The following is a 21879-nucleotide window of genomic DNA, read 5'->3' on the forward strand; positions in this document are numbered from 1 at the left end:
ATCCCGACCCGCCGCCGCATCTCGGCGGTGATCGATTGCCGGGTTTTCTTCAAATCCTTCCAGGGCTCGTCGCCGACCTCGGCCAGGCGTTGATGCACTGTGTGGATGTTCCACTGATTGCCCCCCTTGAGCTCGCCCACCTCTTCGCGAAAAATCGGCACCGACACCGGCAGCCCATCGCGGGCGCGCACAGCGTAAGCGCAGATGGTCGTGGCCCCGAGGCCGTTGCGCAGGTAATCGATGAAGATCCGCCCGACCCGGTTCTTTGGGCCCGACACCGCGGAAAAACGCTCCGGCAGCAACTTGGCCATATGGCTGACGATTGCGTGGCTGAAGTCTTTCACCTCATCCCAACCCAGCTTGCGCGTCAGTGGCACCACCAGGTGAATCCCCTTGCCGCCGCTGGTCTTGAGAAACGCCTTGAGTCCCAGTTCATCGAGCACCGAGAGGGTCAGTTGAGTCGCCTCGACCATGCTTTTCCAGGGCAGCGCCGGGTCCGGATCGAGGTCGAGGACGAAGCGGTCGGGTTTGTCGAGGTTGTCCGAGGTGGCGTTCCAGGTGTGCAACTCAACAGTGCTCATCTGCACGGCGCCGATCAAGGCTTCGGCGTTATTGATGATCATCACCGGTTGCCCGGTGAGTGCCTTGTCCAGGGTGGTAATTCCCGGAATGGCCAGGCGCTCGGCGTTCTTCTGGAAAAACAGTTCGCCGGCAATGCCGTCCGGCGCACGCACCAACGCCACGGGGCGATCCTTGAGTTCAGGCAAAATCCACTCGGCGACGCTGGCGTAATACTCCGCCAGTTGCACTTTGGTGGCGCCGCTGCTGGCGTCGATCACCCGCTCGGGGTGAGTGATGCGCACCTTGCCCTCGCCCAGGCCGATTTGTGAGGGTGCGGGCGTGGCTTTCTTTTTGGCAGGGGTGGAAGGTTTTTCGGCAGTGGTCTTTTTCGCGGCTGAAGTCTTCACGGCTTTCGGACGCTCCTCGGTAATGTCTTCGGCAGGTTTGTCGTCACGCAGACCATGGAACACCGCATGACGGACTGAACCTTCTTTGGTCATTTCGGCAAAAGCGACCTCCGCCAGCAGTGTCGGCTTGAGCCAGTGCACACCCTTGGCGTCAAAACCGCTCGGCGGATTGACCACTGGGATCTTTTTCGTCTGCAACGGTTTCAGTTGCTCATAAATGCGCTTGAGCGTCGTCTCGTTAAACCCGGTGCCGACCTTCCCCGCGTAACGCAACTCACCGCTATCGCGGTCATGCAACCCCAGCAGCAGCGCACCGAAGGCATTGCGCGAGCCTTTCGGGTCGGTGAAGCCGACCACCACAAATTCCTGTCGATGCTTGCACTTGAGCTTGATCCAGTCGCTGCTGCGCCGAGACACGTAAGGCGTGCCCAGGCGTTTGCCGATCAGCCCTTCCATCTGCATTTGGCAGGCGCTGTTGAGCAACGCTTGCGGTTCTTCGCTAAAGGAATCGGAGAAGCGCAGCAGCGGATCTTTATTGGGGTTGAGCACGGTCGACAGTGCAACCCTTCGCTCCTCGACCGGCACCTCGCGCAGGTCCACACCGTTGAGGTAAGGCATGTCGAACAGGTAATAGAGAATGTTGCCGCTGCGGCCCGAGTCGAAGGCGTTTTGCAAGGCCTGGAAATCCGGCACACCCTGCTCGTTGGCGACCACCATTTCCCCGTCGAGCCAGGCCGATTCGAGACCCAGCGCCGCCAACGCCTGGGCTTGCCTGGGCAGTTTATGGGTCCAGTCATGGCCGTTGCGGGTGAACAGTTTGACTTCGTCGTGGTCGATGCGGGCCATGATCCGATAGCCATCGAACTTGATCTCATAGCTCCACTCGCCGCCTGGGGCCTTTTCGACCAGCGTCGCCAGTTGCGGCTTGAGCATCTCCGGCAATTTGGCTTTGCGGGCGCCCGTCAAGGGTGCCGACTTTTCGTTGCGCGCCGGGCTGGCAGGTTTTTTGACGGGCTTGGGTTTGGCAGCAGTCTTCGGCTTTTTGGCAACGATGGTCCGGTCACTGAGCACGCTGTCGGGCTCGGCGGCGACTACGTCGTAATCGCTTTCGGGCCTGGCCGCGCCGTCCTGATGCTTGATCAGAAACCATTGCTCCTGCTTGCCTGGCATGTGCGTGCGCACCAGGTTCCACAGCCCTCCCAGCTTCTCGCCCTTTAGCTCGAATTTGAGCTTGCCCTTGGCGTATGCCTCGGCCGGGTCGTCCTGAGGAATCCAGACTCCCCGGTCCCAGACAATCACGTCGCCGGCACCGTAATGCCCTTCGGGAATACTGCCCTCGAAGGTGGCGTAATCAATCGGATGGTCTTCAACGTGCACTGCCAGGCGCTTGACCTTGGGGTCCAGTGACGGGCCTTTGGGCACCGCCCAGCTTTTCAGCGCGCCATCGAGCTCCAGGCGAAAGTCGTAATGCAGGCGCGAGGCGTCGTGCTTCTGGATGCAGAACTGCAACGCATGGTCTTTCGCGGTTTTCTTGCCCGAACGTTTGCCGGCAGCCGGTTCAGAGGTTGCCGAAAAATCGCGCATGCGATTGTAATCGTCCAGGCTCCTGCTCATGGCGCACCTGCTGACGCGGTCACGGTGCCCCCGATGCCTGGGCCGATACGCGTGACAATCAGGGCGACGACGGCAATTCGCTCCACCCGCTGATAGCCTGGCGTCAACAGCTCTTCACCGAACACGTCGGGGTCGATTTCATGGTAGGTCCAGCCGAACATCGGCGACTCCAGGCGCGGCGCCACTGCATCCAGAAACGGATCGATGCCATCGATCATTGCCACGCCGGTGTACAGCACCAGCGAGCCACCGGGAGCCAACCGATACAGGGCCTGTTCGACAATGCGCAACGACAATTGCGCGCCCAGCGCGCCACCGCCATGCCGGTAAGCACGCTCGGCCGGGTCGGCCATGTACGGCGGATTGGCGACGATCAGGTCGAATTGGCCGTCGACGTCTTGCAGCACATCACTGGCCTCGATGCTGACGTTAGCCACCTCGGCGAGGGCGACGTTGACCGCCGTCATGCGTAACGCCAACGGGTTGATGTCCACGGCCAGGACTTCCGCTTCCCGGCGTGCGCGGGCAATCAAAATCGCCCCGACGCCCGCACCGCAGCCGATATCCACGGCGCGCCTGATCGGCGCGAAGCTGTGTTGCAGATGGGCGTGAATCAGCTGCGCAAAACGGTAGGTGTCGGGGCCGAAGAACACCGCGTCAGCGGCATCAGTGGGGTAACCCGAATGCACGAACAACAGGTCATCGAGGCTTGACCAGCGCACATGACTTTTCAGTCGACCATTGCATTCATCGAGGACGCCAGCCTGTTGCAACTGTCGCTGCTCATCCACCGACAACAGGCCAGGCTCAAACGGCCGCGACCAGCCGAACACTTCACGCAGGGTCCGGGCGCTTTGCCCGAAGGAGCGATCATTGACCCGCTGATGGGTCAGCGGCGTTGGCGTGATGAATCGATAACCGTCGGCCTGCAAACGGCGCCCCAGTTGCAACAAGGCCAGATCGGCGACGCCAAGGTGTTCTTCCTGATTCATGAAGGGCTCCCTATCGAAAACCGGATTTGAGTTCGATGAACCGTCGCGTGGCCAGCAGGCCAGCGGGGTGGGCGTGCCGATGGGCGGATAACCACGGAATCAAGATTTGCATTTGCTCGTCGGCGGCAAGCCCTTTAAGTGTAGCGTGCAGGCTTTCGACATCCGGGTCATTGGCGGGCACGGGTGGTTCGGTCGCGGCGCGGCTACTGCGTCGAACCGCAGCGGACGATCGCTCAGGTCGCCAATCTCCGGCAATCCAGTCGTGCAGCAGTTGTTTTTCGTAGGGGCTGAACACCCCGAACATGGCCGCACCGTCACCCTCGACCAGTTGCCAGAAACGACTCGCTTGCGGGTCCTGGTGACGTTTGATCCAGCCCTTGTTTTCCATGGCGCTGAGAAAGCCTGGCAACTGCTCCGGCGACGACAGCCATTGATTGACGGTCTGGCCTTCCAACCGGCAATAGTCGGAATGCATGTGCTGACCAAACGGGCGCTTGCGCTCAAGCATGCTCAGCAACTCGCCGTACAGGTCGAACGATTCGATGATCTCGCGACTGCCCTGCCCCAGATCGTTGAGCCGATAACCCAGCGCAACCCTGCGCAGAAAGTCTTCGCGGTCGGCTTCCACCGGCAACAATTGCAGCACCGACTGCACGGCCTTTTGCGCGTGGCCGGTGCTGGCATTGTCGATGGTCACGTGCAGGGTGAAGTAATACGGATCGATGCCCAGCTCACTGAGTTCATAGGCGCTGATCAGCAAGTGCAGCGGCAGTTGTTCATAGCCGAGGTTGTAGCCGATCACTTCCGGCAAAAAATCGTCGCTGCAATAACCCAGCGCCAATTGCACCGCACCTTGCAAGTAACGCTCGTCCGGGATGAACGGATTGTCCAGCAAGCCCTGTTCGGCGAGCAGCTTGCGGTATATCACCACATGATTTCGCGCCGGGTTGCCCTCGCCCAACTCTTCCAGATAAGTGCAAATCAGCCCTTCGAAACGCGGGTCATGCCAGTGCCGCAGCAGTCCATACAGCCACGCGCCGTCCACCAGTTTGGTCGGGGCAACGGCTTGCAGGAAATACAACGCGTGCGCCTTGTTGGTAAAGAACTGCCGCGGTCCGCCGTCCTTGCGCTGTTGCAGGTAATCGGCGTATTGGCGTGCTACATCGGCGCAGTGTTGTTCGACAAAGGTTTGCAGTGTCGACAGGTCTTGCGGCATGTCTTCAGGCAGGTCCGCGGCCTGCGCCAGTTGAGCCTTGAGAAAGGATTGGGCGAGTGCACGCTGGTGTTCGATATCGTCGCTCAGCAATAACTGTTCGTAGACAGGTTTCAGGCTCCCGGCGGTCAGGATCGCGCATTGGGCAGCCCGCTGGGATTCAAGTCGTGTCAGGGCAGTCATGGGGTCGTCTCTCGGTCTGAGGCCAGTGGCAGGACGCTGAATCAGCACGTCTCTACCTCAGCAGAGCGACCCCTCAGGAAGAAAATTCCATCCGTGTTGAAATCGCCCGGACAGACGGGCTTGTGGCACGGCACCCGGTACCGGATCGAGTGAATATACTCAGCGGGTGTGGTCTCATCCTTCGGAGAGCAATCATGCGAACGATTCATGTCATCGAGTCCGACAAAAAACCCGACCCGGTCAGTGTCGTGGGTGAGGCCATCACCATTCTTGCGGGCGGGGATCTGAGCAAACCTTTTGAAATGCATATCCAGGAAGGCGTGCAAGGCGGTGGGCCGCCCGCGCACTTTCATCCATGGGACGAAGCGTTCTACGTGATTGACGGGCAGGTGGAAGTGACCGTTGCGGGCAAGGCCACCACCCTTTCCCCCGGGGGTTATGTGCATATTCCCGCTGGGACTATTCATGCCTACAAGAACATCAGCGCGACGGCGAAGATGATCGGCGTAGTGTCTGATCCGCGTGGTGGCGAGTTCTTTGCCGCACTGGATCAGCTCAAAGTGCCGCAGGATTTGCCGCAGATATTGGCAATCGCCGAGCGCTTCGGCGTTACGTTTTTGGTGCCGAAAGCCCCCATGACCTCGTAGGCGTTGATCGTTCCCACGCTCCGCGTGGGAACGCCTCTCGGGACGCTCCGCGTTCCATCCACGATGCCAGAGCCTTACCCGGCAACTTGGTGACGCAAAGCGCAGAAACGATCATCAGGCCACGCCACCTTTGGCCTGTTGCTCCAGATGCACTTGCAGGTCCGGATCGATGTTCAGCGCCGCAGCCAGTTCATCCAGATAGCGACGTTCGGCGTCCTGCTGATCGTCCACCAGCATCACACTGGCCAGGTACATTTCCGCCGCCATGCCGGAATCCGTGGCCGACTGCGCCACATCGGCGGCGTCCAGCGGCCGTGCGACTTCGTCATTCAGCCATTGCTGGAGTTCCGGATCGTCGGTGTGGCGGCCGATTTCGGTGCTGATCATCTGTTTCTCGGCGGCATCAATCCGGCCATCGGCCTTCGCCGCCGCAATCAATGCCCGAAGAATCGCATGGCTGTGGTCCTCGACTTCCGGGCCGGACAACAGGTCGACAGTGCGCGGTGCCGGTTGCGGCGCCGAGGCCTGGCTGCGTTGCCAGGCTTGATAAGCCTGGAATGCCATCATTCCGAGCGAAGCCAGTGCCGCGTAGTTCGTGCCGCCAGCCGAGCGGGTCCGGGTCGAACCACCCATGGTTGAGCCACCGCCCAACAGCCCACCGAGCAAACCACCCAGGCCACCGCCTCCGGCGCTTGACCCGGCGCTGCCGCCCAACAGGCCGCCGAGCAACCCACCGAGACCACCTTGGGCCGACGCGCCACCGCCACCCTGTTGCGACATTGAGCCTTGACCGGCCCGCAGTAGTTGTTCGAGCAGATCGCTGGTGTTCATGAGATGTCCTCATCAGTTGGGGTGATCCAGTCAGGCAACGATAGTCCTCGCCGACGAATGCGCCACCACCGTTTGGCTTTATTACCCCCGAATTGATCCGGGGTATTTTTTTTCAGCCCAGCTAAGATTTACAGATGGTGAACCTTATCCCCGGATACCCGGTCGATACATGCAACCTGACTTGGTTTGCCGACACCCCCGATTGAAGGGGTGATAACAGGCTTGCTTCACTTTCTGGAGAATACTCCCGTGATATCGACCCTACACATCGCCAGGCTCAAAGCATGGGGCGCCCATGGCTTTACAGCCACCGGCGTGGTCACTGCCTTCCTCGCAACCCTCGCCCTGCTGGAAAACCAGGCGACAAACTGCCTGCTGTGGCTGGGCGTCGCCCTGATCGTCGATGGGCTGGATGGCGCGTTGGCGCGCAAGGTCAATGTCCAGTCGGTATTGCCAAGTTTCGATGGCTCGATTCTCGATCTGGTCATCGACTACCTGACGTACGTGTTTATCCCCGCCCTGTTCATTTATCGTTACATCCCCTTGCCGGACTACACGCTGCTGCTGTCCGTCTCGCTGATTCTGGTCTCGTCGCTGTTTTGTTTCTGCAACGTCAACATGAAGAGCAAAGACAACTACTTCCAGGGCTTCCCCGCCGCCTGGAACGTGGTTGCCCTGTGCCTGTACATCATCGCTCCGCCGCCGTGGATCACTTTTCTCGCGATCATCGGCCTGGCGCTGTTGACCGTGACCCGGATGAAGTTCCTCCACCCGTTCCGCGTGCGCAAGTTCATGCCGATCAACATTGCCGTGACGGCGATCTGGCTGCTGTGCAGCTTGTCGCTGGTGGTCAACCATCCAGTGATCAACCCGCTGGTAATGGGGCTTTGGCTGCTGATGTCGGCTTACTTCCTGGGGATTTGCATCTGGCGCACGGCGCTGGAGTGGTTCGAAAGCTCGCGGTAATAAAGGAAGGTAGAGCATGCCCATCCATATCGTGCGCCTCGGTTCACCGCGCGCAGCCAATGAAGGCCTGCGCCTGGGCACGGTGCGGCGTCCGCCGCGTGGCGTGCCGAAAGCCGAGTTCGCCAGCCGTGATTTTTATGACGTATGGCAGCCGTTGCTGTCTCCCAGCGCCGAGCTGGTCGCAGAAGCCAAAGCGGCGGAAGACGACAAGGCGTGGGAAGTGTTCAAGCGCAAGTTCAAGAGCGAAATGAACCACCCAGCGCCCAGTCAGTTGCTCGATTTGCTGGCGGCGTTGTCCCATCAAACGTCACTGGCCATTGGCTGTTATTGCGAAGAGGAAGCGCATTGCCATCGTTCGGTATTGCGGGAGTTGTTAGAGGCGCGAGGTGCTCAGCTCAACTAGTCGCTCGCTACGGCGACATTGACCGTTCAAGATCGACTTAGGATTTTGGCAAAGACACAAGGATTGGGGTCTTCAAATGAATAACCAGATTCGACTCGCTACCCCTGACGATGCGGCAGCCATCAGCCAGATCATCATTCAATCACTGCGCCAGTCCAATGCTCGGGACTACCCGCCCGACGTCATCACCCAGGTAGAGAAAAGCTTTTCTCCCGAGGCCATCCTCGCCCTGTTAAACCAACGCCAGGTCTTTGTCGCCACCCACGATAAGCGTGTAGTCGCCACGGCCAGTCTTGATCAAGACGTTGTACGCAGCGTATTCGTAGACCCAGACCATCAGGGCCGCGGACTCGGCAGGCAGTTGATGGCGACCCTTCAATCGGTCGCCCAAGCCGCAAATATCGAGGTACTGCGCGTCCCCTCTTCCATCACCGCAGAAACCTTTTACTTCAAGCTGGGTTATCGAAAAATCCGCGACGAGTTTCACGGGGCCGAGCGTACGATCATCATGGAGCGGCGTTTGCCGACGTCAGTTCAACAGGGCTGACATTCAAATCAAGTAGGAGTCGATCGATGCGCATCGCCTTGCTGTCAGACATCCATTTGTCCGTCAACGCGTTACCTTTTCCCGATGTGGATGCTGACATTGTCGTTCTCGCCGGAGACATTTCCCGTCCGGCTGCGGCCATTGAGTGGGCCAAATCGTGCCCTCTTCCGATCGTGTACGTGGCTGGGAATCACGAGTTTTATGGCAGTGACCTGATTTCTACCTACGAACAGTTGAACAGGTTGTCGCAAGGGACACGGATCCACGTATTGGAACGTTCGGAGCATGTCCACGACGGCGTGCGGTTTTTGGGTTGCACCCTTTGGTCCGACTATCGTCTTTTCGATTCTGCAGAAGATCGGGCACGGGGTGTTGATCTGGCTACGAAGCTTATGCGGGACTACACCCACATAAAAATCTCGCCCGATTTTCCAGACCTGTTCACTCCGGCAGTTTCACAACTGGTTTTTTTGCAGACAGTCGCCTGGCTGGAAGACTGCTTCACCCGCGACAGAACGACGCCCACGGTGGTGGTTTCGCATTTCGCACCGACACGGTTGAGCATAAGCCCGCTATTCGAGAATTCACCGATCAACGCGAGTTTTGTTTCAGACCTCGAAGAACGGATCAACGTCTGGCAGCCGGCGCTTTGGCTGCATGGCCATACCCATGGAAGCTTTGACTATGCGGTGGGCAAAACCCGGGTCATTTGCAATCCCCGGGGTTATGCAAAAAATGGCGTTAATGAAAACCCGCAATTCAATGATTCATACGTAATTGACCTGGATGTCTGAGGCAACACGGCCCTGCTTCCTGCACGCCGGATCGAGAAAGCCGAGCAAGGCCTGCCGGGTGTCATGCAAGGCCGCCGGGTGTTCCATATCGAGGAAATGCCCGGTGTTCCTGATGGTGTGGAAGCTGGCCTGAGGGGCGTGATCGGCAAAAATCCGGGCGTCTTCTACCGAGGTGTACTCATCCCATTCGCCGTTGACAAACAGCAGCGGAATTTCAATGGCATTGGCACAGGCGACATAGCAATGAGTGTTTTGAGTCAGCACCTCATTGACGTGGAAATGCATCTGCCGGTACTCGTGTTCGGCCAGGCTGCTGACATGGCGGTCATTAAAGCGTTTGAACAGCGATGGCAGGTGCTTGCCGATCGTGCTGTTGATCAAGCGACTGACATTGAGGCGGTCACACGCCTGGAGATGGTTCAGGCCGCGCTCCAGGTAATCGCGCATCGGCGCATTGACCCGTGCTGCGAATGAACCGATCACCGCTTTCTCGATACGTCGCGGCTGCTGGGCCAGCGCCAGCAAGGTCGCCGCACCGCCCCAGGAAAAGGACAGCACATGGTGTGCACAAAAGTGTTCGATCAACTCCAGCAGGATCGCTGCCTCGTCTTCCTTTCGGATCGGTTCGCCGTGGAGGTTGTGTTGCTTCGACTGACCGGCGTAGGGCTGGTCGTAAAGGACCACGTTGAATCGTGGTTGCAGGTAACGCACCGTTTGGGCAAAGGATGCTGTTGTTGCCAGTGAGCCGTTGACCAGAATGATGGTCTTGTTAGCGGCTGTGTTGAGATAGTGCTCGGTATGAACCTTGTACTTCCCGCAGATCTCGACGATGGCAGTTTTCGGCATCATGTAACTTTTCCTTGTACCAATTTGAGCTAAGCGCACAGCATGACGGTGCCCGTACGGCCTCCGTGACTACATAGTCACAGACTGACCACTGATTCAGAGTTAAGCAGGGATTTCCCCGTCTGCAAGAACCCAGACGCGTTAGTTCGGATGCCGTCGCGCCGGCACTGGACAAAAAAAAACCGAAGCCCCTAAAGGCTTCGGCTGTTTTTTTCGATCTGTTTTCAAAAGGCAGTGGCTGTCATCAATCGTTAGACGGTGGATTGCACGACTGCCGTTTGCCGCCCCTTGAACGCCAACGAAAAACACAAAAATACTGCCAACGCGAACCCGGCCGGGAACAGCCAGATGCTTTTCCAGTCATGGCTGCCCGCCAACGCGTAGTGATCGGTTACTTGTCCCGCGACCCAGAAGCCGATCAGCATGCCCAGGCCGTAGGTCGCCAGGGTAATCAGGCCCTGGGCAGAGCTTCTGAAGTGTTCCGACGCTTTGGCATCGGTGTAGATCTGGCCCGAGACGAAGAAGAAGTCGTAGCAAATGCCGTGCAGGGCGATGCCGGTGAACAGCATAAAGGCCAGGTCGCCATTGTTACCGTAGGCGAACAACAGGTAGCGCAAGGCCCACGCCAGCATCCCCACCAGGAGCGCGATTTTGATGCCGAAGCGCTGAATGAACAGCGGCAGGAGCAGCATGAACAGCACTTCCGAGACCTGACCGATGGCCATTTTCGCAGTGGGGTTGGTCATGCCGATGTCCGCCAGGAACGGATTGGCATTCTGGTAATAAAACGCCAGCGGGATGCAGATCAAAATGGAAGCAATGAAGAACACCAGGTAGCTGCGATCCTTGAGCAAGCCCAAGGCATCCAGCCCGAGCATTTGCTTGAGGCCGCCGCTGCCGGACTCTGGCTTCAGAGGTGCAGTGCGCGGCAAGGTGAAGCTGTAAAGGCCCAGAACCAGAGACGCCATCGCCGACATCAGAAAGGTATTGCGCAACCCGCCTGTTGAAATCGCGGCTTGAGAGTCCCAGGCAAACACAAAACTGATCACCACACCGGCCACAATCCAACCAACGGTGCCCCACACGCGGATGCGCGAAAACTCCAGGGCCGGGTCGCTCATCTGCCGGAACGCGACCGAATTGACCAATGCCAGGGTCGGCATGTAGATCATCATGTAGGCCAGTACGAACGGATAAAACGTGCTGAAATCCGGCGCTCGATAAAGCTGATACAGCAACACCGCGCCTACCAGGTGCAGCACGGCGAGGATGCGCTCGGCATTGAAGAAACGGTCGGCGATCAAACCGATCACAAACGGCGCGATGATCGCACCCCAGGACTGGGTCGAGAACGCCATGCCGATCTGCCCGCCGCTGGCGCCCAGATCACTAGCGAGGAAGGTACCGAGGGTGACGAACCATCCGCCCCAGATAAAGAATTGCAGGAACATCATGGCGCTTAATCGCGCGGTCATCAGGGTCATAACAGTCACCGACTTATTGTTTTTGTTTTTGGAGAGTGGAACCAACAGCGTTTTATTCAGGCAGCGGGCAAACCCAGCAGGCGACGATTGAAACCTTCGTCGGACGTCACGCTGGCGAAATCGTCGAAAGCCTTTTGTGTCTTGTTGATCATGTGCTGCTCGATGAACGCCGCTCCTTGCGCGGCCCCCTGTGCCGAATCCTTCAAACAACACTCCCACTCCAGCACGGCCCAACCGGCAAAGTCGTACTGGGTCAGTTTGCTGAAGATCGATTTGAAGTCGATCTGGCCATCGCCCAGGGAACGGAAGCGGCCCGGTCGGTCGACCCATGCCTGATAGCCGCCGTAGACCCCCGAACGGGCATCGGGCCGGAACTCGGCGTCCTTGACGTGGAACATGCGGATGCGGTCGTGGTAGCGATCGATGAACCCCAGATAGTCCATTTGCTGCAGCAGCAGATGACTGGGGTCATACAGAATGGCGGCGCGTGGATGATGATTGACCGCCTCCAGGAAACGCTCGAACGAGGCACCGTCGTGCAGGTCTTCGCCGGGGTGGATCTCGTAGCACAGGTCGACGCCGGCCTCTTCGAAACACTCGAGGATCGGCAACCAGCGCTTGGCCAGTTCTGCAAAACCCTGTTCGACCAAACCGCTCGGCCGCTGCGGCCAAGGGTAGAGATACGGCCAGAGCAACGCGCCGGAAAAGGTTGCATGGGCCTTCAATCCCAACCGCTGACTGGCGCGGGCCGCCAGCTTCAATTGGTCGATGGCCCATTCGGTCCGCGCCTGCGGCTGACCGCGCACATGCGCCGGCGCAAAGTCATCGAACAAGGCATCGAACGCCGGATGCACCGCGACCAGTTGGCCTTGCAAGTGCGTCGACAGCTCACTGATTTCGACGCCCGCCTGAGCACAGGTGGCTTTCAATTCGTCGCAATAATCCTGACTGTCGGCGGCGCGCGCCAGGTCGATGTATTGCGTGCCCAACGTGGGTAACTGAATGGCCTTGTACCCTTGGGACGCCGCCCAACGAGCAATATTGGCCAACGTATCGAATGGTGCTTCAGCGGACATGAACTGCGCCAGGAAAATGCCTGGACCACGCAAGCCCGTCGAGGGTTGGGATGTAGGGTTCACGGGGGAATTCTCCAGGTTCATGGATGGCAGACCAGTTCGGTCCACTTGTTGTCGCCACGATGGTTGGCGATCACGGTTTCGATGAAAGCCATGCCGCGCAATCCCACTTCGATGCCCGGCACACCGGGGGCCTCATTGCCTTTGAGGTTGCTGCGGATCGCGCTGGCGAAGTCGCCGTAGAGGTTGGCCATGGCCTCCAGATAACCTTCGGGATGTCCGGCGGGCAGACGCATGCGTCGGTTCGCGGCTTCGCACAACCAGGGTTGACCGACACCGGAACGCAGGGTGCGCAAGGGTTGATCGATGGCGCGATGAATCAGGCTCGACGGTTCTTCCTGACGCCATTCCAGCCCGCCCTTGTCGCCGTAGATACGGATCTTCAACGGATTCTCTTCGCCAGCGCAGACCTGGCTGGCGATCAATACACCGCTCGCGCCGTCGGCCATCTTGAACAGCATCGCCGCGTCGTCGTCCAGTTGCCGGCTTGCAAGGTGCGTATTCAACATCGCACACAGGTGCTTGATCGGTTGGTCTGCGACGAATTCGGCCAATGAAAAGGCATGGGTGCCGATATCGCCAATGCAGCCGCCCAGCCCCGACTGTTCGGGCAGATCGCGCCAGCCCGCCTGCTTGTTGCCCTGCCCGGCCACATCCTGACTGAGCCAGCCTTGGGGATACTCGACGATGACCTTGCGCACCGTGCCGATCACGCCGTCGCGGACCATTTGCCGAGCCTGCCAGACCATCGGATAACCGAGGTAGGTGTGAGCCAATCCATAGAGGCGGTCGCTGCTCTCCAGCAGTTTCTTGAGAGGTAACAGCTCGGACAGATTCAGCGCCGCGGGTTTCTCGCTGAACACATGAAACCCTGCACTCAGCGCCCGAGTGGCAATCGGCGCGTGCAGGTGATTAGGGGTGACGATGACGAGCAGTTCCATGCGCCGATCGGCGGGCAGTGCGCGCTCGGCATCGAGCATCTGCTGCCAGTCGCTGTAGCAGCGCGAAGCGGACAATCCCAGCGCCGCGCCTGTAGCCTGGTTGTTGCGGGCGTCTCGGCTGAACGCACCGCACACCAATTCAAAACGACCATCGAGCCCGGCGGCCTGACGATGAGCCTTGCCAATGAAGGCACCCTCGCCGCCTCCGACAAAGCCCATTCTTATTTTTGCCACTGGAACGTTCATCGCGACTTTTCTCTGTTTGAGGCACTACACATCTTTTTGGCCCCCCGTAGCAGCTGCCGAACCTGCGAGGCTGCGTTCGACTGCGAAGCAGTCGTCAAATCAGTTTGCGGGCGCTTTCAGGCAAACCGCGTATGCAGGCCTGGCGAGGACTTCGTCCTCGAACGCAGGCTCGGCAGCTGCTACAGACTTAGCCCTGTGTAGATACCTATGCTGTTTGGGCACTTAAACTCCGTGGCGATGTAACCGGTTACATCGCCACGGAAATTTAGGCCCTGTTGCGCGAGGTGTCAAACCCCGGATTAATATCGACGAACATTTCAGGGCACGCTCGACTTGCGCTAAGCTCGCCAGCCGCACAGTTCGACAACGAGGTGGTCTTGTCCAATATCCGTGAAGTCGCCCGGCTTGCCGGCGTCTCGGTGGCCACGGTCTCCAGAACGCTGAAATCGCCTGAGCGCGTGCTCCCCGACACGCGGGACAAGGTCAACGCCGCCGTGGAAAAGGCCGGTTATCGGCCGAACCTGATGGCGGTGCAGTTTCGCTCACGCAGGACGGGCAACCTGGTGATTCTGGTCCCGGCCATCGCCAACACGTTTTTCGCCCGGGTGATCAGCGGTGCCCAACAGGCTGCCCAGGCCGCCGGGTACCGACTGCTGCTGTGCGACACCCAGGGCCGAGAGGAAATCGAACGGGAATTCGCCGAGCTGGTGTACGCCCATCAGGCCGATGGCGTGATTCAACTGCGCGCCTACGACCCTTTTGAAGCGCCCTTCCCCAGCGCCGAGTTACCGCCCATCGTCAACGCCTGTGAGGTGATTCAAGGCGGCCGCCATCCCACGATCAGCCTCGACAACCGCGCAGCAGCCAAGGCCATGACCGAGCATTTGATAGAACTGGGCCACCGCCGGATTGGTCTGATCAAGGGCCCGAAAAGCAGCCCGCTGACCCGCGATCGTGTGGCCGGTTATCAGGACGGCTTGCGCCAGGCCGGCATCGCCTCCGATCCCGCTCTGATCTGCCACGGTGATTTCAGTTTGAAGGCCGGTGATGACGGTGCAGCAGCGATGCTGGCGCTGGCCGACCGTCCCACCGCGCTCTTTTGCGAAAACGACGAAATGGCCATCGGCGCGTTGAAGCGCATCAAGCAGCAAGGCTTGCGGGTACCCGAGGATATTTCACTGGTAGGTTTCGACGACATTCCCTTTGCGGCGTATTGCGATCCCCCCCTGACGACCATCGCGCAACCCGCCGAAGTCTTCGGCCAGAAAGCCGTCGAAATGCTGATTGCCTTGATTGAGAAGAAACCGATTGCGCAACGTCATGTGGTATTGCCGTTTGAACTGACGTTGCGCAATAGCACGGCAAGGGTCAACGAGCGCTGAACGATTTTGGGGGCTACTTGCCGCCCCCCCATTGCTACTTGACCAGGCGCTTTTCCTTGGAAGGCCTGTAGCCGAAGTAAGAGCTGTAACACTTGCTGAAATGGCTGGGCGATACAAAACCACAAGCCACCAATACGTCCACCTGGGACAGTTCGGTGTGCTGGAGCAGTCGACGCGCCTCGGTAATCCGCAATTCCATGTAATACCGTTGCGGCGTCGTGCCCAGTTGCTCCTTGAACAAGCGCTCGAGTTGACGACGCGAACGGCCGGCGTAAACCGCCAGTTGCTCCAGTTCCAGAGGCTCTTCGAGGTTGGCATCCATCAGCTTCACCACCTCGCGTAATGGCGCGCTCACACAGATATTTTCAGTCGGTTTTATGCGCCGATAACGCGACTCCTCGAAAGCCAGGATGTCTTCAATCCCCTCGACAAGGGCTTTGTCGTGCAAGCTTTTGATCCAGTCCAGCGCCATGTGGAACGCCCCGGAAGGACTGGAGGCCGTGAGCCGGTCTCGATCGATGACGTAGGGTTCACTGGTGACATGCGTCGCCTTGGAGATTTCCGCGAGCGCGGGGCGATGTTCGGGGTGAATCGCGCAGCGATATCCGTCAAGCAAGCCTGCCCTCCCCAGGAACCATGCGCCATTCCACAACCCGGCCAGAATGACGCCCTGGTCTGATGCGGCCCTCAACAGGGAGATGAGTTCATCCGTCGCTTTGAGTTCTGTCCTGTAGCCGCCGCAAATGACCAGCAGGTCCAGCTCCTGGATCGTTGAGCCAACGAAACGGCCATCCGGGCGGATGACCAGGCCCAGGTCACTGATGACTTCTTCATCGGTCAAGCCGAACGTTCGGGAAGAGAACAATCCGGGTCGCAGAAGATTCGCGGTGACAATCGTATCCAGTGCTTGCGTGAATGCGGGCAGCGAGAAATGCTCAAGCAGCAGAAATCCTGCCCGGACCACCTGCGTCTTCTCGTTGGGGTTCTCATTCAGATAGCGGAGATTTTTCCCCTTCATGCCCCCGCTGAATTGGCGTCGCTCGATCAATGTTCGGCCTGCTCGGTTACGTTACCCAACCTGTCGTTGAGTGCGTTGATAAACCTCAATGCTAACTGTAGAGGTTTCAAAACCACTAGCGCCATTTTGCGCCTAAACGATAGCGGGATACCCATCGACACTATCGGGCCAACGGGTCAACACCTCGAAGCCGTCGTCAGTGACCGCGACCATATGCTCCCACTGAGCCGAGAGTGAATGGTCCTTGGTGACCACGGTCCAGCCATCAGCCAGGGTTTTCACATGGCGTTTGCCAGCGTTCAACATGGGTTCGATGGTGAAGATCATGCCGGTTTGCAGTTTCAGCCCCTGGCCGGGGAAGCCGTAGTGAAGGACCTGCGGCTCATCATGATAGATCTTGCCGATACCGTGGCCGCAGTACTCGCGCACGACGCTGAACCCGTCTCTTTCGGCTACCTTCTGAATGGCATGGCCAATGTCACCCAGCGTCGCGCCGGGGCGGACCACGCGAATACCGGCACACATTGCTTCATAGGTCGTCTCTGCCAGACGTCGGGCATCCGGGCCGGGCTCACCCACGAAGTACATGCGGCTGGTGTCGCCGTACCAACCCTCCTTGATCACGGCAATGTCGATATTGACGATGTCGCCATCCTTGAGTGGTGTGGCCGAAGGAATGCCATGACAGACCACTTGGTTGACCGATGCGCACACGGTTTTCGGGAACCCGTGATAGCCGACATTGCCTGGAATGGCTTTCTGCACGTTGACGATGTAATCGTGACAGAGCCGGTCAAGTTCGTCGGTGGTGACCCCCGCTTTGACATGCGGAGCAATCATGGCCAGGACCTCGGCGGCCAGCGTGCCCGCCACACGAGACATGGCTATTTCTGCCGGGGTATTGAGCTTTACATAGGCCTTCATGGCTTGGCTCCTGATGCTGCATCAACCTGGGCGTTTTGCGAAAAATCGGCGAGTGCGCACAGCTGTTTCACATCGAGACCGCCCGCCAGTTCGGCACGAATCAGCACACGGCAGATGTCGCTGTGGTCCAGGTTTGGATGCAACTCCGCAAGCATCCCGATGCGCATCCAGTGCTCGGCCTGGGCGTTGATCGAGCGACTCAACGCATCGCTGGCGACGCGCAGATTCTCATGCATGGCTTCTGAAATTTTTACGATACCCACTGATCAATCCAATATGAAATGTATATGAACCGTATATTAATCGCTCATCGTGTGAAATTGCAATTTCACGACTGACCGCCACGCCAGAAGCGCACGACGGCATAAGAAGTAACTGGTTGACAAGCAGTCCGGCTTCAATAGCTGAGGGAATGAAGTGCTGAGCAATCATCGTTTGTACGCCTACTCGATGATGCTCAGAATTCGTGGCGCAGACGTTAGCCGTTGTTCTTCCAATTGATCGAGTCCGTACCTGTCAGAAAGAGCGCGATTCCCCCTTTCACACCGCACCATTCGACTCAGGAGATAACAATGAATAAAACCATTTCTCGTCGTAGCGGAGGTCAGATTTTAGTGGATGCCTTACGCATCCATGGCGTCAAAAGAGCGTTTTGTGTTCCGGGAGAAAGCTACCTCGCGGTGCTCGATGCATTGCATGACGTGCAAGAAGAAATCGATCTGGTGGTGTGCCGCCAGGAAGGTGGGGCGGCCTATATGGCAGAAGCCTACGGCAAGCTCACTGGCGAGCCAGGCATCTGCTTCGTGACCCGAGGCCCGGGTGCAACGAACGCTTCGGTTGGCGTTCACACGGCGTTCCAGGATTCATCGCCGATGATTCTGTTCATTGGCCAGGTCGCTCGCGATCAGCAGCATCGCGAAGCCTTTCAGGAAGTTGATTTTCGCCAGATGTTTGGCCCCTTGGCGAAATGGGTCGTGCAAATAGACGACACCCGCAGAATTCCCGAACTGATCAGCCAGGCGTTCCACCGAGCGGTCAATGGCAGGCCTGGGCCTGTAGTGGTCGCCCTGCCGGAAGACATGCTGACCGAAATGGCGGAAGTCAGTGATGCCGGGCCTTTCAAACGCGTATTGATGACCCCGGCAGCCGAGCAAATGGCCGCCATGCAGCAATTGCTTGAACGCTCAGAGCGGCCATTGATGGTGCTGGGTGGCAGCGGTTGGGACACCCAGTCGGTGCACGACATCCAGCTGTTTGCTGAACAGCAGAACATCCCGGTTGCCGCCTCCTTTCGCTGCCAGGACCTGTTCGACAATCGACACCCGAACTATGTCGGTGATCTTGGTTTCGCCGCGTCAGCGCAGCTGTCCTCAGCGATAAAAAACGCCGACCTGCTGTTGGTCGTGGGCTCCAGAATGGGTGAGGTTTCAACGGGCGGGTATGCGATCCTGGACATCCCGGTACCGAAGCAAACCTTGATCCATGTTCACCAAGGCATCGAGGAACTGGGACGGGTTTACCAACCTGCGTTAGCGATCAACAGCAGCATGTCGACCTTTGCCCAATCAGCCGCAAAACTTCCTGCGGTGACCAGCCCGGTAAAGAGTGAATGGACGCGCACCCTGAACAAAAACTACCGCGAAAACCTGCAACACTCGCCCTCCCCTGGCGATGTGCAAATGGCCGAAATCATTGAATGGTTGAATCGCAGACTTCCAGACGATGCAATCCTGACCAATGGCGCCGGCAACTACGCTGTCTGGCTTCAGCGTTTCTATCAGTTCCGCCAGTACCGCACTCAGTTAGGCCCTACCAATGGCTCCATGGGCTACGGCGTTCCTGCTGCGGTGGCGGCCAAACTGACGTGCCCGGATCGGGTGGTGGTTTCATTTTCCGGAGATGGCTGTTTCTTGATGAACGGTCAGGAGATAGCGACAGCAGCGCAATATGGCGCCCATGTGGTTTTCATTGTGATCAACAACGGAATGTACGGAACCATCCGAATGCACCAGGAGCGCAATTACCCTGGACGCGTGTCAGGCACTGAACTGCTCAACCCGGATTTCGCCGCACTGGCCCAAGCCTATGGGCTGCATGGCGAGGTAGTCACCGCCACGTCGGAGTTTGCCCCAGCGTTTGAACGCTGCCTTGGCATGTCCCGGCCATCCTTGATTGAGGTCAGGGTCGACCCTGAAGCCTTGACCCCTCGACTCAGCCTGACTCAGATCAGAGAACAATCAAGCAAGAAGTAACCCGTTTCTTGGGTTTTGGGCGCCTGACTCACGATTGAGCAGGCGTCTTTTTTGAGCTTGTGACTCATCAGTTCATCGACCTGTCCCACCTACAACAGCAGTCGATCAATGGCCTGAACAGCATGCATCCGCAACGACAAACCCTGCACAACGAACTGCACGCGCGTCCGTCACTGTATTTCGACGAACCGGCCCATGTGTTTCATCTGGCCTTCCTTGGCGGGGAGCCGCAGTGCAACGCGCTGCTGGAGCGCTGCTGCCCGACGCCGATCGATCCTCATGCTGCCCAGGGCATCACCCGACTCGATGGCCACGCCCTGAAATGGGAACGCCACGCCGAGTTCTTCACCCTGACCCTGGTGGTCACTTCATCCAGCGATGACCTGTCCTGGACATCACTGCCCGAGGTGCTGGCGCAAAAGATCGATGCGCATTTGCCGCAGCTGATCAACTCGGTGCAGATCGTCGTGCGTGGCGAAGCCGGCCTGGACCTCGCCAGCTACGGCTTCAAGGACCCGTGTGGTTCCTGCGTGGGCGGTGGCGATGCGGTGGTCTGGAGCGATTTTCGTCTCAGCGAGGACGGCAACAACCACATCCTGTTCATCAACCGGCGCCTCAATGCTTACCGCCAAGGGCGGATGATCCGTCGTTTGCTGGAAATCGAAACCTACCGCATGATGGCCTCGTTATCGTTGACCACGGCCAAGACCTTGAGCGCGCAACTCGATGTCTTTGACAAGACCTTGGTCACCCTCTCCGAGCGTAACGCCGACGCTGACAGCGGCAACGCAAAAGCCCTGCTGGCGGACATCTCCAACTTGTCAGCCCAAGTGGTCAGCAGCACCGCGAAAACCCGCCACCGCTTCAGCGCCACCCAGGCCTATGCCCAACTCGTGTACGAGCGTCTGGGCGAATTGCGGGAAAGTCACGTCGGCGATTGCCAGCGTCTGGGGGTGTTCATCGAACGGCGCTTCAAACCCACCGTCAGATACTGCACCGCCACCGAACAACGCCTGGAGCACCTGGCCAAAAGCGTGGCCAACCTGGGCGACCTGTTGCAAGCCCGGGTCCAGGTGGAAATGGAAGAACAGAACTCGGAAATTCTCAAAAGCCTCAACGCCCGCGCCGATGCCCAGATCAAGATCCAGCGCGCCGTGGAAGGCCTGTCGATCATCGCCATCACTTACTACCTGCTGAACCTGCTCAAGCTCGGCTACTCAGGGTTGCACCTGCTCGGCGCCGAGGTGGCCCCGCGAGAGGCAATGCTGGCGATGACGCCCCTCGCGATTGCGATCCTTGCGCTGATTATTTTCCGCATCAAGAAAGTCAAAGAGCACTGATACGGTGAGTCGCAGGGAAGCGCCATCCCCCATCAGGACGGGAACAGGTCCAGTGTGCGCTCGACCTCTTGAATGTCGATCTTGAAGCCATCGCCCTCTGGCGTTCCGACCACAAAGCCAAAATTCTGGTGGTCGCGATCCGTCAGGTACTTGAAGTAGCTGACGAAACGGTTCGGTGGCTGCAGTACCAGCAACGAACCACCCTGCGGCAGTACATTCACACCATGAACCAGTTGGCTCCCTTCGACCCCCATCACGATCCGCGCCCCGGCACATGTCGCCACGATGGTCGGCACATCGGTTTTCAAAGGATCGACTACGCGAAACCCTCTGCTTTTGCGCAGATGTTCAGCGAGCTCCCTTTCATTGCGTAAATAGCGCAAGTCACCGTCGCCACCCCGCAGAATGAACACGCCGGGGTGGGACTCATAGCTCACGTGCGACAGGAGTTTTTCGCCCATGGCACGGAAACGTAAATGCCTGCTTTGATTGTTGCTCACATCGTCGAACAGCACGAGTTCACGAAAAAACGCACTGTGCAGGCGAAGCGGTTTCATATCAAACCAGTCCTCATAAGCGGGAGCCTGGGTAAACAGAGGAAACCTGGCAGAGGGCGCGGTGGTTATCGGGACGCCTTCGTTACATGCCAATGAATAGGTCGGGCAGTCTTCCATCAACCACGTACCAAACCATGTATTTCCGTTTTGCGTGCAGTAGGCGGCGCCGCGCTCGATTTCGTTTTCCACGAGAATTCGCGGAAACATACCGGGCTTGAGAGACAGCCAGTGACTTGCATTGTTCTTGTAGAGCGCTCCATCGATCAGCCAGACATCCTTGATCAGGTAGCCACGTGTCGGGCCTTGCACAACGGTGCCCAGCCCTTCCATGGTGCGAGCGGGATGCTCGAAAGGATAAAAGCGCTTTGCCTCCCAGCCTGTGACACGGTCCATTTGATTGGGCAGGAAGAAAGCAGGCGGAGAATACGATGTGCCACCCGGAGCCACGTCCCAGGTTTTCGCCGCCAGGCTTTTCAAGCTGATCTCCGCCTTTCGTGCGAGTCTTTTTCTTGCCATGTACCGGTAGGCGGCAAGGGTCCATTTTTTCCGATTGCCCGTGGTTGAAGTGCTGATTGGCGAGACATTGCTTTCCATG

Annotated in this window: 20 protein-coding genes; 8 read left to right on the forward strand and 12 right to left on the reverse strand. The window is 58.5% G+C overall.

The genetic code is table 11. The features are described from left to right. The 3 genes from ligD to ACQ4OB_RS26905 form a co-directional block, all read right to left on the reverse strand. On the reverse strand, positions 1-2582 hold a 2582-nt coding region (ligD, locus tag ACQ4OB_RS26895), incomplete at its 3' end, for a DNA ligase D (protein ID WP_430956797.1). Continuing rightward, entirely contained in the window at positions 2579-3574 is a 996-nt protein-coding gene (locus ACQ4OB_RS26900; protein WP_430956798.1) for a methyltransferase, read from the reverse strand. The genes ACQ4OB_RS26900 and ligD, both read right to left, overlap by 4 nt. Positions 3575-3584: 10 nt before the next feature. Beyond that, positions 3585-4970, reverse strand: a complete 1386-nt coding sequence (locus ACQ4OB_RS26905) for an iron-containing redox enzyme family protein (protein WP_430956799.1) — start codon at positions 4968-4970, stop codon at positions 3585-3587. A gap of 194 nt (positions 4971-5164) precedes the next feature. Between ACQ4OB_RS26905 and ACQ4OB_RS26910 the strand changes: the two genes are divergently transcribed. Beyond that, complete coding sequence (locus ACQ4OB_RS26910; protein ID WP_074877824.1) at positions 5165-5617, forward strand: cupin domain-containing protein; 453 nt, start codon at positions 5165-5167, stop codon at positions 5615-5617. A 114-nt stretch (positions 5618-5731) separates the two neighbouring features. On the opposite strand, the gene ACQ4OB_RS26915 is transcribed toward ACQ4OB_RS26910, so the two are convergent. Beyond that, complete coding sequence (locus tag ACQ4OB_RS26915; protein ID WP_430956800.1) at positions 5732-6448, reverse strand: tellurite resistance TerB family protein; 717 nt, start codon at positions 6446-6448, stop codon at positions 5732-5734. Positions 6449-6697: 249 nt separating this feature from the next. On the opposite strand from ACQ4OB_RS26915, the gene pcsA reads away from it, so the two are divergent. The 4 genes from pcsA (at position 6698) to ACQ4OB_RS26935 (ending at position 9158) form a co-directional block, all read left to right on the forward strand. Then, the gene (gene pcsA / locus ACQ4OB_RS26920; RefSeq protein ID WP_074877828.1) at positions 6698-7414 is read left to right on the forward strand and encodes a phosphatidylcholine synthase; all 717 of its coding nucleotides are present in this window, start codon (positions 6698-6700) and stop codon (positions 7412-7414) included. Between the two features lie 16 nt (positions 7415-7430). Continuing rightward, complete coding sequence (locus tag ACQ4OB_RS26925) at positions 7431-7817, forward strand: DUF488 domain-containing protein (RefSeq protein WP_074877830.1); 387 nt, start codon at positions 7431-7433, stop codon at positions 7815-7817. Positions 7818-7893: 76 nt separating this feature from the next. Further along, the gene (locus tag ACQ4OB_RS26930) at positions 7894-8364 is read left to right on the forward strand and encodes a GNAT family N-acetyltransferase (protein WP_430956801.1); all 471 of its coding nucleotides are present in this window, start codon (positions 7894-7896) and stop codon (positions 8362-8364) included. A 26-nt stretch (positions 8365-8390) separates the two neighbouring features. After that, positions 8391-9158, forward strand: coding sequence for a metallophosphoesterase (locus ACQ4OB_RS26935; RefSeq protein ID WP_074877834.1), 768 nt, complete (start codon positions 8391-8393; stop codon positions 9156-9158). Here ACQ4OB_RS26935 and ACQ4OB_RS26940 read toward each other — a convergent pair. From ACQ4OB_RS26940 to ACQ4OB_RS26955, 4 genes are all read right to left on the reverse strand, one after another. Next, the gene (locus ACQ4OB_RS26940) at positions 9132-10007 is read right to left on the reverse strand and encodes an alpha/beta fold hydrolase (protein WP_102614221.1); all 876 of its coding nucleotides are present in this window, start codon (positions 10005-10007) and stop codon (positions 9132-9134) included. The genes ACQ4OB_RS26935 and ACQ4OB_RS26940 overlap by 27 nt on opposite strands. A 248-nt stretch (positions 10008-10255) precedes the next feature. Continuing rightward, the gene (locus ACQ4OB_RS26945) at positions 10256-11488 is read right to left on the reverse strand and encodes a nucleoside permease (protein ID WP_430956802.1); all 1233 of its coding nucleotides are present in this window, start codon (positions 11486-11488) and stop codon (positions 10256-10258) included. A 56-nt stretch (positions 11489-11544) separates the two neighbouring features. Then, a complete protein-coding gene (locus ACQ4OB_RS26950; protein WP_430956803.1) occupies positions 11545-12648 on the reverse strand; it encodes a sugar phosphate isomerase/epimerase family protein in 1104 nt (367 codons plus the stop codon). Beyond that, positions 12645-13811, reverse strand: coding sequence for a Gfo/Idh/MocA family protein (locus tag ACQ4OB_RS26955; RefSeq protein ID WP_430956804.1), 1167 nt, complete (start codon positions 13809-13811; stop codon positions 12645-12647). The genes ACQ4OB_RS26950 and ACQ4OB_RS26955 overlap by 4 nt, the downstream gene beginning before the upstream one ends. A gap of 377 nt (positions 13812-14188) precedes the next feature. Between ACQ4OB_RS26955 and ACQ4OB_RS26960 the strand changes: the two genes are divergently transcribed. Next, positions 14189-15193, forward strand: coding sequence for a LacI family DNA-binding transcriptional regulator (locus tag ACQ4OB_RS26960; protein WP_430956805.1), 1005 nt, complete (start codon positions 14189-14191; stop codon positions 15191-15193). Positions 15194-15227: 34 nt separating this feature from the next. Here ACQ4OB_RS26960 and ACQ4OB_RS26965 read toward each other — a convergent pair whose 3' ends face one another. From ACQ4OB_RS26965 to ACQ4OB_RS26975, 3 genes are all read right to left on the reverse strand, one after another. Continuing rightward, positions 15228-16241 (reverse strand): GlxA family transcriptional regulator, encoded by a 1014-nt coding sequence (locus tag ACQ4OB_RS26965; RefSeq protein ID WP_173860437.1) that lies wholly within the window; start codon positions 16239-16241, stop codon positions 15228-15230. A 102-nt stretch (positions 16242-16343) separates the two neighbouring features. Continuing rightward, a complete protein-coding gene (map, locus tag ACQ4OB_RS26970) occupies positions 16344-17135 on the reverse strand; it encodes a type I methionyl aminopeptidase (RefSeq protein ID WP_430956806.1) in 792 nt (263 codons plus the stop codon). Then, positions 17132-17398: a ParD-like family protein gene (locus ACQ4OB_RS26975; RefSeq protein WP_074877849.1), complete on the reverse strand. Its 267-nt coding sequence runs from the start codon at positions 17396-17398 to the stop codon at positions 17132-17134. The genes map and ACQ4OB_RS26975 overlap by 4 nt, the downstream gene beginning before the upstream one ends. Positions 17399-17707: 309 nt before the next feature. Here ACQ4OB_RS26975 and ACQ4OB_RS26980 point away from each other — a divergent pair, with 309 nt between their 5' ends. Together ACQ4OB_RS26980 and ACQ4OB_RS26985 are read left to right on the forward strand one after the other, a co-directional pair. After that, the gene (locus ACQ4OB_RS26980; protein WP_430956807.1) at positions 17708-19387 is read left to right on the forward strand and encodes a thiamine pyrophosphate-binding protein; all 1680 of its coding nucleotides are present in this window, start codon (positions 17708-17710) and stop codon (positions 19385-19387) included. Between the two features lie 122 nt (positions 19388-19509). After that, positions 19510-20727: a DUF3422 domain-containing protein gene (locus ACQ4OB_RS26985; RefSeq protein WP_102614324.1), complete on the forward strand. Its 1218-nt coding sequence runs from the start codon at positions 19510-19512 to the stop codon at positions 20725-20727. Between the two features lie 32 nt (positions 20728-20759). Here ACQ4OB_RS26985 and ACQ4OB_RS26990 read toward each other — a convergent pair whose 3' ends face one another. After that, on the reverse strand, positions 20760-21878 hold the full coding sequence (locus tag ACQ4OB_RS26990) for a glycosyltransferase 61 family protein (protein ID WP_430956808.1): 1119 nt from the start codon (positions 21876-21878) through the stop codon (positions 20760-20762). Between the last annotated feature and the right edge of the window lies 1 nt (position 21879).

This window comes from Pseudomonas sp. ES4 (assembly GCF_050586665.1).
Lineage (GTDB): Bacteria > Pseudomonadota > Gammaproteobacteria > Pseudomonadales > Pseudomonadaceae > Aquipseudomonas > Aquipseudomonas frederiksbergensis.